12 protein-coding genes and 2 tRNA genes are annotated in these 12977 nt (G+C 70.5%); 6 read left to right on the top strand and 8 right to left on the bottom strand.

What is annotated here, in order from left to right; translation table 11 throughout:
- Window positions 1-2: 2 nt before the first annotated feature.
- Entirely contained in the window at window positions 3-1427 is a 1425-nt protein-coding gene (leuC, locus tag ACFVXE_RS34330; protein ID WP_389677148.1) for a 3-isopropylmalate dehydratase large subunit, read from the bottom strand.
- A gap of 174 nt (window positions 1428-1601) precedes the next feature.
- On the opposite strand from leuC, the gene ndgR reads away from it, so the two are divergent.
- A complete protein-coding gene (ndgR, locus tag ACFVXE_RS34325; protein ID WP_075031172.1) occupies window positions 1602-2318 on the top strand; it encodes an IclR family transcriptional regulator NdgR in 717 nt (238 codons plus the stop codon).
- 71 nt (window positions 2319-2389) lie between these two features.
- Here the strand turns inward: ndgR and ACFVXE_RS34320 are convergent, their stop codons facing one another.
- Entirely contained in the window at window positions 2390-2896 is a 507-nt protein-coding gene (locus ACFVXE_RS34320) for a DUF4188 domain-containing protein (RefSeq protein ID WP_389677146.1), read from the bottom strand.
- A gap of 92 nt (window positions 2897-2988) precedes the next feature.
- Between ACFVXE_RS34320 and ACFVXE_RS34315 the strand changes: the two genes are divergently transcribed.
- Window positions 2989-3630, top strand: a complete 642-nt coding sequence (locus ACFVXE_RS34315) for a MerR family transcriptional regulator (RefSeq protein WP_389677144.1) — start codon at window positions 2989-2991, stop codon at window positions 3628-3630.
- Between the two features lie 91 nt (window positions 3631-3721).
- On the opposite strand, the gene ACFVXE_RS34310 is transcribed toward ACFVXE_RS34315, so the two are convergent.
- From ACFVXE_RS34310 to ACFVXE_RS34285, 6 genes are all read right to left on the bottom strand, one after another.
- A tRNA-Glu gene (locus ACFVXE_RS34310) sits at window positions 3722-3794 on the bottom strand.
- A 24-nt stretch (window positions 3795-3818) separates the two neighbouring features.
- Window positions 3819-3890, bottom strand: a tRNA-Gln gene (locus ACFVXE_RS34305).
- Between the two features lie 87 nt (window positions 3891-3977).
- Window positions 3978-4697 (bottom strand): HAD family hydrolase, encoded by a 720-nt coding sequence (locus ACFVXE_RS34300; protein WP_389677142.1) that lies wholly within the window; start codon window positions 4695-4697, stop codon window positions 3978-3980.
- A 178-nt stretch (window positions 4698-4875) separates the two neighbouring features.
- Window positions 4876-6387: a glutamate--tRNA ligase gene (gene gltX, locus ACFVXE_RS34295; protein ID WP_389677140.1), complete on the bottom strand. Its 1512-nt coding sequence runs from the start codon at window positions 6385-6387 to the stop codon at window positions 4876-4878.
- The gene (locus ACFVXE_RS34290) at window positions 6380-7165 is read right to left on the bottom strand and encodes a fumarylacetoacetate hydrolase family protein (protein WP_389677139.1); all 786 of its coding nucleotides are present in this window, start codon (window positions 7163-7165) and stop codon (window positions 6380-6382) included. The genes gltX and ACFVXE_RS34290 overlap by 8 nt, the downstream gene beginning before the upstream one ends.
- An 82-nt stretch (window positions 7166-7247) precedes the next feature.
- Window positions 7248-7442 (bottom strand): hypothetical protein, encoded by a 195-nt coding sequence (locus tag ACFVXE_RS34285; protein ID WP_389677137.1) that lies wholly within the window; start codon window positions 7440-7442, stop codon window positions 7248-7250.
- Between the two features lie 579 nt (window positions 7443-8021).
- Here ACFVXE_RS34285 and ACFVXE_RS34280 point away from each other — a divergent pair.
- The 4 genes from ACFVXE_RS34280 to ACFVXE_RS34265 form a co-directional block, all read left to right on the top strand.
- Window positions 8022-11750 carry a nitrate- and nitrite sensing domain-containing protein gene (locus ACFVXE_RS34280; RefSeq protein ID WP_389677136.1) on the top strand — a complete coding sequence of 1243 codons (3729 nt, stop codon included), beginning with the start codon at window positions 8022-8024 and terminating at the stop codon, window positions 11748-11750.
- Window positions 11751-11759: 9 nt separating this feature from the next.
- The gene (locus tag ACFVXE_RS34275) at window positions 11760-12173 is read left to right on the top strand and encodes a roadblock/LC7 domain-containing protein (protein WP_024495006.1); all 414 of its coding nucleotides are present in this window, start codon (window positions 11760-11762) and stop codon (window positions 12171-12173) included.
- A 133-nt stretch (window positions 12174-12306) separates the two neighbouring features.
- Entirely contained in the window at window positions 12307-12714 is a 408-nt protein-coding gene (locus ACFVXE_RS34270) for a DUF742 domain-containing protein (protein WP_389677135.1), read from the top strand.
- Window positions 12695-12977: ATP/GTP-binding protein (locus ACFVXE_RS34265; RefSeq protein ID WP_389677134.1), on the top strand; the 283-nt coding region annotated here is incomplete at its 3' end. The genes ACFVXE_RS34270 and ACFVXE_RS34265, both read left to right, overlap by 20 nt.

Raw genomic sequence — 12977 nt, 5'->3', positions numbered from 1 at the left:
TCTCAGACTCCGGCGGACGTAAGGGCGTCGGACAGGTCGGCCGGCGAGGCCAGGTGGCCCAGCACGGCGGTGGCGGCGGCGACCTGCGGGGAGACCAGGTGGGTGCGGCCGCCCTTGCCCTGCCGGCCCTCGAAGTTGCGGTTCGAGGTCGACGCGGAGCGCTCACCGGGGGCCAGCTGGTCCGGATTCATGCCGAGGCACATCGAGCAGCCCGCGTGCCGCCATTCGGCGCCGGCGGCGGTGAAGACCTTGTCCAGGCCCTCCTCGACGGCCTGCAGGGCGACCCGGACCGAACCCGGGACGACCAGCATCCGTACGCCGTCGGCGACTTTACGGCCGTCCAGCACTGCGGCCGCGTTGCGCAGGTCCTCGATCCGGCCGTTGGTGCAGGAGCCTACGAAGACGGTGTCGACACTGATCTCGCGCAGCGACTGTCCGGCGGTCAACCCCATGTATTCCAGGGCCTTTTCGGCGGCGTTCCGCTCCGAGGCGTCCTCGTACGAAGCCGGGTCGGGGACGTTCGCCGACAGGGGTGCGCCCTGGCCGGGGTTGGTGCCCCAGGTGACGAACGGCGCCAGTTCGGCGGCGTCGATGACGACCTCGGCGTCGAAGACCGCGTCGTCGTCCGTGCGCAGCGTCTTCCAGTACGCGACGGCGGCGTCCCAGTCCTCGCCCTGCGGGGCGTGGTCGCGGCCCTTCAGGTAGTCGAACGTGGTCCCGTCCGGGGCGATCATGCCGGCCCGCGCGCCTGCCTCGATCGACATGTTGCAGATGGTCATCCGGGCCTCCATCGAGAGCTTCTCGATGGCGGAGCCGCGGTATTCGAGGATGTAGCCCTGGCCGCCGCCGGTGCCGATCCGGGCGATGATCGCGAGGATCAGGTCCTTGGCCGTGACACCGTCGGGCAGTTCGCCGTCGATGGTGATCGCCATGGTCTTCGGGCGGGCCAGCGGTAGCGTCTGGGTGGCCAGCACGTGCTCGACCTGGCTGGTGCCGATACCGAACGCCAGCGCGCCGAAGGCACCGTGCGTGGAGGTGTGGGAGTCACCGCAGACGACCGTGGTTCCGGGCTGGGTCAGACCCAGCTGCGGGCCGACCACGTGCACGACGCCCTGCTCGACGTCGCCGAGCGGGTGCAGCCGTACGCCGAACTCCGCGCAGTTCTTGCGCAGCGTCTCCAGCTGGGCACGCGAGACCGGGTCGGCGATCGGCTTGTCGATGTCGAGGGTCGGGGTGTTGTGGTCCTCGGTGGCGATGGTGAGGTCGAGGCGCCGCACCCGGCGTCCGGCCTGCCGGAGGCCGTCGAAGGCCTGGGGGCTGGTCACCTCGTGCAGGAGGTGCAGATCGATGAAGAGAAGATCGGGCTCGCCGTCCGCGCGCCGGACGACGTGGTCGTCCCAGACCTTCTCCGCGAGTGTCCTACCCATCGCTTTCCCTCCGGCCGGCATCCTCGCCGGCCCAACTAGAGATTCGGTGCGCCGCCGTCCGGCCCCCCGAGCGGGGCGGTGGCTACGGGCCGTTGTGCGGCCGCCCCTACAGGTTCGCAACTTCCGGCGAAAATTGAACTTGCGTTTCACAGAGTGAGACGCGAGTATCGTCGTATGGACAACTCTAGCGGCGTCGGCGTTCTCGACAAGGCAGCTCTGGTATTGAGCGCCCTGGAGTCCGGTCCGGCCACCCTCGCCGGGCTGGTCGCGGCGACCGGGCTCGCACGACCCACGGCACATCGACTGGCCGTGGCACTGGAACACCACCGGATGGTGGCGAGGGACATGCAGGGCCGGTTCATCCTCGGCCCGAGACTGGCGGAGCTCGCGGCCGCGGCCGGCGAGGACCGCCTGCTGGCGACGGCAGGCCCGGTACTCACGCACCTGCGGGACGTCACCGGCGAGAGCGCGCAGCTCTACCGCCGGCAGGGCGACATGCGGATCTGTGTGGCGGCCGCGGAACGGCTGTCCGGACTCCGGGACACCGTCCCGGTGGGGTCCACGCTCACCATGAAGGCGGGCTCCTCCGCCCAGATCCTGATGGCGTGGGAGGAGCCGGAGCGCCTGCACCGCGGCCTCCAGGGCGCCCGCTTCACGGCGACGGCGCTCTCCGGCGTGCGGCGCCGGGGCTGGGCCCAGTCGATCGGCGAGCGGGAGCCGGGCGTCGCCTCGGTCTCGGCGCCGGTGCGCGGGCCGTCGAACCGGGTCGTCGCCGCGGTCTCGGTATCCGGACCGATCGAGCGGCTGACCCGCCACCCGGGCCGGATGCACGCCCAGGCCGTCATCGACTCGGCCGCCCGGCTGAGCGAGGCCCTGCGCCGCACCGGCTGACAGGACCCGCACTCCGTCACCTCCGTCCCTCCAGACCTCTCCCGGCCGCCCCAGCGTCGTGGCGGCCCCTCTCAACCCTTCCGTTCCGTGGACGAGCGGTGCGCGAGACGGTCCGCCGCCCGGCGGCCTCGCCCCTCGACCGGCAGCACACCGGTCGCCGCAGCCAGTCCGTACGGGGGCATGTCGGCGTAGATCGACTCGTACGAGCCCTCGGGCGCCATGTACGTCTCGTGCCAGAGCCCGACATGCTGCCGGGACTTCTTCTCCTTGCGGTTCATCGCCGCCCAGGCCTTGCGGTGGAACATGTCGGGAGCGCTCGCGTACGCGTAGAGCTTCTCCCTCGACTCCCAGTACTGGACGACGTAGTACGTCCTCGGCGAACCGGACAGCAGCGTGTAGCCGAGCAGCCCGCTGCTCCGGTCCCTGCTCAACTCCCGCAGCATGCGCGGCATTGCCGCGAGCACCGGCAGCCAGTGGTGCACGCCCCAGAAGTGGTTGATGCGCATCCCGATGAGCAGCACGACCACCTCGCCCTCCGCTGCCGCGGTCGTCCGCCCGGCAATCGGCTTCGCAAACATCCCGTGCCCCCTGGTCCTAGTTGGAGAGTGCCACTATCCAATGATTGGATAGTGGCACTGCCCAAGAGGCGGCGCAAGGGAAGGCACGGAACATGCGACTCTCGGAACTGAGTGAGCAGAGCGGCGTCTCGACGGCGACGATCAAGTACTACCTGCGCGAGGGGCTGCTGGCGCCCGGCGAGCGGGTCAGCGCGACCCAGGCCGACTACGACGGGAGCCATCTGCGCCGGCTGCGTCTGGTGCGGGCGCTGATCCAGGTCGGCCGGCTGCCGGTGGCGACGGCCCGCGAGGTGCTGGCCCATGTCGACGACGAATCGCTGGGCCGCACGATCCGGCTGGGCGCCGCCCTCTGGTCGCTGCCGCACGGCCCCGAACCCGACGACGACGCCCCGGAGACAGCCACCGCCCGCCGCGAGGTCGACCGGCTTCTCGACCGGCTGGGCTGGGCGTTCGTACGGGAGCTCGGCTCGCTGGACCCCACGTACCGCGCGCTGGTCGCCTCGACGGCCACGCTCGTCCGGCTCGGATATCCCTGTGACATCGACTACTTGGCCGAGCAGGCCCGTCTCATGGAGCAAGTCGCCGTCCGCGACCTCGACATGATGGAGTCCTACCCGGCGGGGGCGGAGCAGGTGGAGATGGCGGTCGCCTCGGTCGTGCTCTACGAACCGCTGCTGCTGTCGCTGCGCCGACTGGCGCAGGAGGAGGAGTCGAACCGGCGGTACGGCCTCTGAGCGCGCCCGGGCGCGGCGGGCCCGACAGGCATCGGCGCACGACCAAGGGCCCCGCACCGGAGTGAAGGGCCCTTGGTTTCCTGCTCTGTTGTACCCCCGACCGGATTCGAACCGGCGCTACTGCCGTGAGAGGGCAGCGTGCTAGGCCGCTACACAACGGGGGCGTGTTTTACAGATGAAGCTCTGCGCTGGGCTACCAGGACTCGAACCTAGAATGACGGTACCAGAAACCGTAGTGTTGCCAATTACACCATAGCCCACCAAAACTCAACCCCCAGAGGGGATTTTGTTCGGCTTGCGCTTCCCGGCCGGATCTTTCGGCCCGCTCGGGCGGCGCAGAAAGAACATTACCCGAAGGTGTCCGACGCTCCAAAACGGGTATTGCCCGCCAGCAGCGCCGGCAGCTGGTCGAGGCCGGTGATCCGCATCAGATCGGGCCGTCCACCGCGCCCGCCCCGGTCCAGCCAGACCCCCGCCAGCCCGGCCGCCTCGGCCCCCGCCGCGTCGATGTCCGGGTGGTCCCCGACGTACACGACCTCCTGCGGCCGCAGCCCGAGCGTGTCGCAGGCGGCATGGAAGGCCCCGGCCGCCGGCTTGGAGATGCCGAGCTCCACGGCGCACACCACCGCCTCGAACCGGTCCCGTACCCCGAGGGTGCGCAGCTTGCGGTCCTGGTTGAGGATGCTGGAGTTCGACAGGACGGCCTGCCGGTAGCGGCCGGCCAGCGCGTCGAGGGCCGGCACGGCATCCGGGAAGAGCGACCAGGCGGCCTCGTAGTGCACGACGTGCCGGGAGAACCACTCGTCGGCCTCCGCGGCCGTGAGCGGCCGTCCCAGGAACTCGCGGACCCGGTCCCGGCGCTGCTCCTGGAAGTCGGTCTCCCCCGCGGCGAAGCGCGCCCAGTGCGCGTCGGTGATCGCCCGCCACGCGTCGAGGGCCTGCCCGGCGGACGTGTGTCCCTCGGGCAGGCCCTCGTTCTCCAGATGCTTCCGCATGCCGATGCGGTCGGCGCCCGTGTAGTCGAAGATCGTGTCGTCGATGTCCCAGAGCACGGCTCGGATCGGCATACGGCCAGGCTACCGCCCGGCCGGCGCACGGCCGGGACGCGTGCGCACGGGAACACCCCCAAGCCGTCGAGCGCCGCCCCGGGGGCCCGACGGGACCGTCGGGTGCATGCAGTACATGCGGCAGGGGGCGGCCACCGGCAGAACCGGTGACCGCCCCCTGCGGGCACAGCCGAGACGCCTACGCGGCCAGCTTGGCCAGAGCGGCGTCGATCCGCGCCAGGGTCTTCTCGCGGCCCAGGATCTCCAGGGACTCGAAGAGCGGCAGGCCGATCGTGCGGCCGGTGACGGCGACGCGGACCGGGGCCTGGGCCTTGCCGAGCTTCAGCCCGTGCTCCTCACCGGCGGCGAGGATGGCGTTCTTCAGTGCCTCGGCGTTCCACTCGGCCGCCACCAGATTGGCGCGGGCGGTGACGAGCAGGGCGTCGGAGCCCTCCTTCATGGCCTTGGTCCAGGACGCCTCGTCCTCGGCCGGCTCGTCGAGGAAGAGGAAGTCGACGTTGGCCGTGATCTCCGAGAGGACGGTGACCCGGGTCTGCGCGTACGGGGCGATCGCCTCGAACCGGGCGGCGTCGAAGGCCTCCGGGGCCCAGGGGGCGAACGGCGCCTTCAGCCAGGGGCCGCACGCCTCGGTGAACGTCTTCACATCGAGCCTGCGTACGTGCTCGGCGTTGACGTGCTCGCACTTCTTCAGGTCGAAGCGCGCCGGGTTGGCGTTGACGTCCTCGATGTCGAACGCGGCGACCATCTCGTCGATGGAGAAGATGTCGCGGTCCTCGGCGATCGACCAGCCCAGCAGGGAGAGGTAGTTGAGCAGTCCCTCGGGGATGAAGCCGCGCTCGCGGTAGAGGTTGAGCGAGGCCTGCGGGTCGCGCTTGGAGAGCTTCTTGTTCCCCTCGCCCATGACGTACGGCAGGTGCCCGAACACAGGGGTGTCCTTGGCGATGCCGAGCTCGATCAGCGCCTTGTAGAGGGCGATCTGACGCGGCGTGGAGGAGAGCAGGTCCTCGCCGCGCAGGACGTGGGTGATCTCCATCAGCGCGTCGTCGACCGGGTTGACCAGCGTGTAGAGCGGAGCGCCGTTGGCCCGGACGATGCCGTAGTCCGGCACGTTCTCCGGCTGGAAGGTCAGCTCGCCGCGGACCAGGTCCGTGAAGGTGAGCGCCTCGTCGGGCATCCGGAAGCGGACGATGGACGTCCGGCCCTCGGCCTCGTACGCGGCGGTCTGCTCCGCGGTCAGGTCACGGCAGTGGCCGTCGTAGCCGGACGGCTTGCCGGCGGCGCGGGCGGCGTCGCGACGGGTGTCGAGCTCCTCGGTGGTGCAGTAGCAGTGGTACGCGTACCCGCCGGCCAGGAGCTTCTCGGCGACATCCCGGTAGATGTCCATGCGCTGCGACTGCCGGTACGGCGCGTGCGGGCCGCCGACCTCGGGGCCCTCGTCCCAGTCGAAGCCGAGCCAGCGCATCGAGTCGAGCAGCTGGTTGTACGAGTCCTCGGAGTCGCGGGCCGCGTCGGTGTCCTCGATGCGGAAGACCAGGGTGCCGCCGTGGTGCCGGGCGAAGGCCCAGTTGAACAGGGCCGTGCGGACCAGGCCCACGTGGGGGTTGCCGGTCGGGGAGGGACAGAACCGTACGCGGGGGGTTACCCCCTGCCCGGGCGAAGCCGAGAGCTTGGGGGAGTTCGTATTAGCCACGCTTGATCACCTTGTTGGTGAGAGTGCCGATGCCTTCGATGGTGACGGCGACCTCGTCGCCGACGTGCAGGGGCCCGACCCCTGCCGGAGTGCCGGTGAGGATCACGTCGCCCGGAAGCAGCGTCATGGCCTCCGTGATGTGGACGACCAGGTCCTCGATGGAGCGGATCATTTCGCTCGTCCGGCCCAGCTGGCGTTGCTCGCCGTTGACCGTGGCCTGGATGGTGAGGTCACCGGGGTCGAGGTCGGTCTCCACCCAGGGGCCGAGCGGGCAGGACGTGTCGAAGCCCTTGGCCCGGGCCCACTGCTTCTCACGCTTCTGGGCGTCGCGGGCGGTGACGTCATTGGCGCAGGTGTAGCCGAAGATGACGTCCTTGACGCGCTCACGCGGCACTTCGCGGCACATACGGCCGATGACCACGGCCAGCTCCGCCTCGTAATGCACCTCGTCGGAGAAGGAGGGGTACTCGATGGCGTCCCCGGAGCCGATCACCGAGGTGGTGGGCTTGAAGAAGGCGACCGGTACGTCCGGGACCTCGTTGCCGAGTTCGGCGGCGTGCTCCGCGTAGTTGCGGCCGATGGCCACGACCTTGTTGGGGAGCACGGGCGGCAGCAGCCGGACCTTGCTCAGCGGGACCTTGGTGCCGGAGAGCTCGAAGTCGGCGTACGGAATGCCCTTGATGATGTCGAGTACGAGGTCACCGGAGTCGACGGTGCCGTCGCCCTCGACCGCGCCGAAGGCGACATTGCCGTCGATGGAGAACCTGGCGATGCGCACGGGATGCTGTCGCCCCTCACTTGCTGGCTGGCTGAAGACTGACGCTCCAGGCTAACGCGGGTGAGGGGGACAACCGCGCGTATTACTCGGCGGTCGCGGCGGCCGCTGCCGCCGGGGCGACCATGAGGACGGTGCGACGCGGGTTGGCCGTCTGCGTCGGCAGGTCGACGGCGTGTTCCGGCTGCTCCGGCATCTGCACCGCTTCGGCGTCCTTGAGGTGCGCCAGCGTGGTGCGCCGGGGGTTGGCAATGTTGCGGAACATCATCGTCGTCTTCATCTGCCGTTCGGACCCTGTCGGTAGGGGCGCCGCCCGAAGGGGCGCTGGTTGTCGGATTTGCCATCCCTGTAAAGCGTCAGGCTAAACATCCAATTCCCTCGGGAGCCCCGGATGAGACGGCGATCATCGTGTGAGTTTGCTCACGGCGGTGGCGACAAAGCGCCCATTCCGGGCGGTCAATTCGGGCCGGAGAAACGGACATTGCATCACTGAATGAATCATTCCGCTCCTGATCATGTCGACTGGGACACCCTCCACATCTACCTGATTAGTCAGCAATCATCCATTTTGACCGTGAACACTCTCCACGGCTTGTAACCCGGCCATCACCCCACGTCACCAAGGTCACAGCCCGGTACAAGGGCCTTGTTGGAGATCCGGCACTGTGCTGGAATTCCACGCACCGCCGCGGGTTTCAGGCCGGCGCGCAGGGGGCGCATGACAGCGCCGAGTGGCGGCGGGAAGGGGAAGAGCGCCGGCCACTCACGACCACCATGGGGCACGCAGTACGCCCCACGACGCCGACACCGTCCCGCCCGTTCAGGCGGAGGGACGCCTGGTCCAGAGGTTGCGACGCTAGTGCAGGGACGTTTCAAGAGGGATGGCAGCGCTGCGGCGGAACAGGAGCCGCGCGGCGGGACCGACCGCGGTTCCTCGCCCCAGCACGCCCAGAACCCCGGACCGGCCGCGGCCGGCGACAGCAACGACCGTGCCCCGCGTTCAGGTGCCACGGCGAACAGCGGCACCGAACCGGTCACCTCGGCCAGGCCCCGGGGCACCGTCAGCACGGGTTCGCGGGTGGCTCTCCGCAACTGGCGCATCAGCACCCGTCTGGTCTCCCTGCTCGCTCTTCCGGTAGTCGCCGCGACCACGCTCGGTGGTCTGCGCATCAACGACTCCATGAACGACATGCAGCAGCTGGACCACATGCAGCTGCTCACCAAGATGACCAAGCAGGCGACCTCGCTCGCCCAGGCGCTCCAGGAGGAGCGCGACCGGTCGGCGGGTCCGCTGTCCAACGGTGTGAAGGCCGACGACTTCAAGGTCACCGAGCCGCGGAAGAAGACCGACCGCGCGAAGTCCGCCTTCCTCGACGCGACGAACGCGATCGGCGACGGTGAGGGCGACGACGCGCTGGAGTCCATCCACGCGAGCGTCAGCCAGATCGCCGTCCAGCTCGGCCGGATCCGCGACATCCGCAACACCGCGTACGAGCACGGCAGCCCGAGCCTCCAGACCGTCGACCAGTACAGCCAGCTGATCACCTCGCTGCTGAGCCTCTCGCAGGACATGGCGCAGGCGACCAGCAACCCGGAAATGATCAAGCGGACCCGCGCCCTGGCGGCCTTCTCCTCCGCCAAGGAGTACGCGTCGGTCCAGCGGGCGATCATCGCCGCGGCGCTGCCGGGGGGCAACAACAAGGAAGCTCACCTCGACCCGAACGACCAGCAGTTCGGCCGCGCCGCCCTCCGCAAGGAGGACCTGGCCATGAACTCGTTCAAGCAGACGTACTCGGCCAGCGGCCAGCAGGCCGACGAGCTGACCGCGTCGCTGGAGAACGGCAACCCCGAGATCAAGGCCGCGGACACCTACGCCAAGAAGGTGCTCGACAACCCCTACGGCATGACGGGGGCGGCGCGCCGTTCGTACCTGGACTGGTACGACCAGAGCTCGACCAAGATCCAGGCGATGAAGACCATCGAGGAGACCCTCCTCAGCGACATGGAGGGGAAGGCCCGCGAGCTCCGCGACCAGTCGAAGCGCGAAGCCATCATCAGCGGTGCGCTCATCCTGCTGGTGCTCGGTGTCTCTCTCGTCGGCGCCTTCGTCGTCGCCCGCTCCATGATCCGCTCGCTGCGGCGGCTGCAGGACACCGCGACCCGGGTGGCCCAGGACCGTCTGCCCGAGCTCGTCAAGCAGCTCTCCGAGTCGGACCCGCAGGACGTCGACACCTCGGTCGAGTCGGTCGGTGTGCACTCCCGGGACGAGATCGGCCAGGTGGCCGCGGCCTTCGACGACGTGCACCGCGAGGCGGTCCGCCTCGCCGCCGAGCAGGCCCTCCTCCGGGGCAACGTCAACGCGATGTTCACCAACCTCTCGCGGCGTTCGCAGGGCCTCATCCAGCGCCAGCTCTCGCTCATCTCCGAGCTGGAGTCGCGCGAGGCCGACCCGGACCAGCTCTCCTCGCTCTTCAAGCTCGACCACCTCGCGACCCGTATGCGCCGTAACGGCGAGAACCTCCTCGTCCTCGCGGGCGAGGAGCCCGGCCGCCGGTGGACCCGTCCCGTCCCGCTGGTCGACGTGCTCCGTGCCGCCGCCTCCGAGGTGGAGCAGTACGAGCGCATCGAACTGGCCGCGGTTCCCGCCACCGAGGTGGCCGGCCGCGTGGTCAACGACCTCGTGCACCTGCTCGCCGAGCTGCTGGAGAACGCCACGTCGTTCTCCTCGCCCCAGACGAAGGTCCGGGTCACCGGTCACGCACTGCCCGACGGCCGGGTGCTCGTGGAGATCCACGACACCGGCATCGGCCTCTCCCCCGAGGACCTCGCGGCGATCAACGAGCGGCTCGCGTCGCCGCCCACCGTGGATGTCTCGGTCTCCCGCCGCATGGGTCTGTTCGTGGTCGGCCGGCTGTCGCTGCGACACGGCATCCGGATCCAGCTGCGGCCCTCCGACTCCGGTGGCACGACCGCGCTGGTCATGCTCCCCGTCGACGTCGCGCACGGCGGCAAGCAGCCGGGGCCGAAGCAGGCACCGGGTCAGCAGCCGACCGCCCCGGGCGGCCTGCTCGCCGGCGGCGCGGGTGCGGGCAACGCCGGTCGTCCGGGCCTCACCGGCCCGCCGTCGGCGACGGACGCGCGCAGTCTCGGCGCGGCTCCCGGTGGATCGCGCGGTCAGGTCGGCGCGGGCTCCGGTCCGCGAGCGGCACTGCCGGCGCGCGACAGCGGTCCCCGTCAGCAGGGACAGCCGCCTCAGCAGAACCAGCAGCCCCAGCAGAACTCCGGTTTCCAGAACGCCGGTTTCCAGAACCCCGGTTTCCAGAACACCGGTCCGCAGGACACCTCGCGGCAGGAGCCGCCGCGTCAGGGCGGCGGGCTCTCCGGCGCCTTCGGCGGCGGTGCCCGCCTCGGCGCCCGCGGCGACCAGGGCGATTCCGGCCGTACGGAGCAGGGCCAGCACAATCTGTTCGGTCAGGGCCGGCCGGGTCAGCCCGGCCAGCAGAACGGCCAGGGGGCCCGGCAGGCTCCGCAGCCGCAGCAGCCCCGGTACAACGCTCCCGACGGCCAGGGCGGCTTCCAGCAGCCCGGCAACCCCGGCCGTCAGCTGCCGCCCGTCGGCGGCCCGCGTGCCGAGCTGCCCGGTGGCAACCCGCAGCCGCAGCGACCGCAGACGACCAGCTGGGGCACCGAGGACCCGTCCGTACCGCGCCGCACTCCGCTCGACGCCCCGCGCGGTCACGAGGAGCCCGACACCACCAGCCAGTTCCAGCGGCCGGTGAACCCGCCCGCGGGCCGGCGTCCCCAGCCGGACGACCGTCAGGGCCCCGGCTCCACCGCGGAGTTCGCCCGTCCGGACTTCTCGGCACCGGCGCCGCGGCCGCAGGCTCCGCAGCAGCAGGACCCGGCGGGCACCGCGCAGTTCGCCCGCCCGGACTTCGGTGCGCCGCAGTCCGCACCGGACCGGCAGATGCCCGCGCCGCGTCAGTACGGCCGGGACGCCTCGGACTTCGGCGCCCCGCGTCCGGCTGCCGCGCCGGCGCCGGAGGCGCAGTACCGTCCGGTTCTTCCGCCGCAGCCGCAGCCCGAGGCGCTGCCTCCCGCGTCCGGCCCCGGGGACGGTCGTACACCGCTGTACGACACCCTGGAGACGAACTGGTTCCACGGCCCGAACCAGGGCGGCCAGCAGCCGCCCGCCGAGCCGCAGGCGCCGGCCGTCCCGCACTCCTCCGCCTCGGAGCGCACTGCTCCGCCCATGCCGCGCCGCGGTGGCGGCGACCCGGGCAGCACCGGCTCGTGGCGCGCCTCGCCGAACGACGAACTCGTACGGCAGGCGGAGCGGGTCAAGAAGCCCGCGGCAGGTGGAATCACTACTTCCGGACTGCCTCGCCGGGTCCCCCGCGCCAATCTGGTGCCGGGCACCGCCCAGCAGCAGAACCACCAGTCCGGTCCTCAGGTTTCGCGCGCGCCCGACGACGTGCGCGGACGCCTGACCAATCTCCGCCGGGGTATCCAGCAGGGTCGGCAGGCCGGCAACGGCCCGTCGACCGGCAGTTTCCCACTCGGCCCCACTCACCAGCAGGAGCGTTAGTTGAGCCCGATGAGTCAGGCCGCGCAGAATCTGAACTGGTTGATCACCAACTTCGTGGACAACACCCCCGGGGTGTCGCACACGGTGGTGGTCTCCGCCGACGGACTCCTGCTGGCCATGTCCGAAGGATTCCCGCGGGACCGTGCCGACCAACTGGCGGCGGTCGCATCCGGGCTCACCTCGCTGACCGCGGGCGCCTCCCGGATCTTCGAGGGCGGCGCCGTCAGCCAGACCGTGGTGGAGATGGAGCGCGGATTCCTCTTCCTGATGTCCGTCTCGGACGGCTCCTCACTGGCCGTGCTCGCCCACCCGGACGCCGACATCGGCCTGGTCGGGTACGAGATGGCGCTCCTGGTCGACCGCGCGGGCACCGTCCTCACCCCGGACCTCCGCGCCGAACTCCAGGGCAGCCTGCTCCACTAGGCGGCCACGAATCGGTGACCGACACGATCTCGCCAGGTACCGCAATTCAGCCCCCACCCGTCCGGCCGTTCCAGCCCCCCACCGGCCTCTTCAGACGGCAAGCCGACTCCCTGCTGTCACGCCCGGAGGATTCATGACCCCGCCACCCGCCTCACCCGATCCGTACGGCGCAGTGCACCACGCGTCGTACGACGGTGAAGGCGACCAGCCGCTGGTCCGTCCCTATGCCATGACCGGTGGCCGGACCCGGCCGCGGTACCAGCTCGCCATAGAGGCGCTGGTCTCCACCACGGCCGACCCGGCGCACCTGGGGACGCTGCTCCCGGAGCACCAGCGGATCTGCCACCTCTGCCGTGAGGTCAAGTCGGTGGCCGAGGTCTCGGCGCTGCTGTCGATGCCGCTCGGAGTGGCCCGGATCCTCGTGGCGGACCTGGCGGAAGCCGGCATGGTGGCCATCCACCAGCCGGGCAACGGAGAGGCCGGCGGCGCGCCGGATGTGACACTGCTCGAAAGGGTGCTCAGTGGACTTCGGAAGCTCTAGCGGCGGTCCGGCCCGGGCCACCACGTCGGCGAAGATCGTGGTGGCGGGCGGCTTCGGCGTGGGCAAGACCACGTTCGTCGGTGCCGTTTCGGAGATCAACCCGCTGCGCACGGAAGCCGTGATGACGTCCGCTTCGGCGGGCATCGACGACCTGACGCACACCGGCGGCAAGACCACCACGACGGTGGCGATGGACTTCGGCCGCATCACCCTGGACCAGGACCTGATCCTGTACCTCTTCGGTACCCCCGGTCAGGACCGCT

Source organism: Streptomyces sp. NPDC058231, from assembly GCF_042882275.1.
GTDB lineage: Bacteria > Actinomycetota > Actinomycetes > Streptomycetales > Streptomycetaceae > Streptomyces.
This window is presented reverse-complemented; position numbering and strand designations above follow the sequence as displayed.

Bases quoted from the DNA above. Each gene is read 5' to 3' on its own strand.
- ACFVXE_RS34275 (WP_024495006.1), top strand. From the start codon at position 11,760: ATGAGTCAGGCCGCGCAGAATCTGAACTGGTTGATCACCAACTTCGTG.
- ACFVXE_RS34270 (WP_389677135.1), top strand. From the start codon at position 12,307: ATGACCCCGCCACCCGCCTCACCCGATCCGTACGGCGCAGTGCACCAC.
- ACFVXE_RS34300 (WP_389677142.1), bottom strand. From the start codon at position 4,697: ATGCCGATCCGAGCCGTGCTCTGGGACATCGACGACACGATCTTCGAC.
- ACFVXE_RS34315 (WP_389677144.1), top strand. From the start codon at position 2,989: ATGCGACTCTCGGAACTGAGTGAGCAGAGCGGCGTCTCGACGGCGACG.
- leuC (WP_389677148.1), bottom strand. From the start codon at position 1,427: ATGGGTAGGACACTCGCGGAGAAGGTCTGGGACGACCACGTCGTCCGG.
- ACFVXE_RS34285 (WP_389677137.1), bottom strand. From the start codon at position 7,442: ATGAAGACGACGATGATGTTCCGCAACATTGCCAACCCCCGGCGCACC.
- ndgR (WP_075031172.1), top strand. From the start codon at position 1,602: ATGGACAACTCTAGCGGCGTCGGCGTTCTCGACAAGGCAGCTCTGGTA.
- ACFVXE_RS34320 (WP_389677146.1), bottom strand. From the start codon at position 2,896: ATGTTTGCGAAGCCGATTGCCGGGCGGACGACCGCGGCAGCGGAGGGC.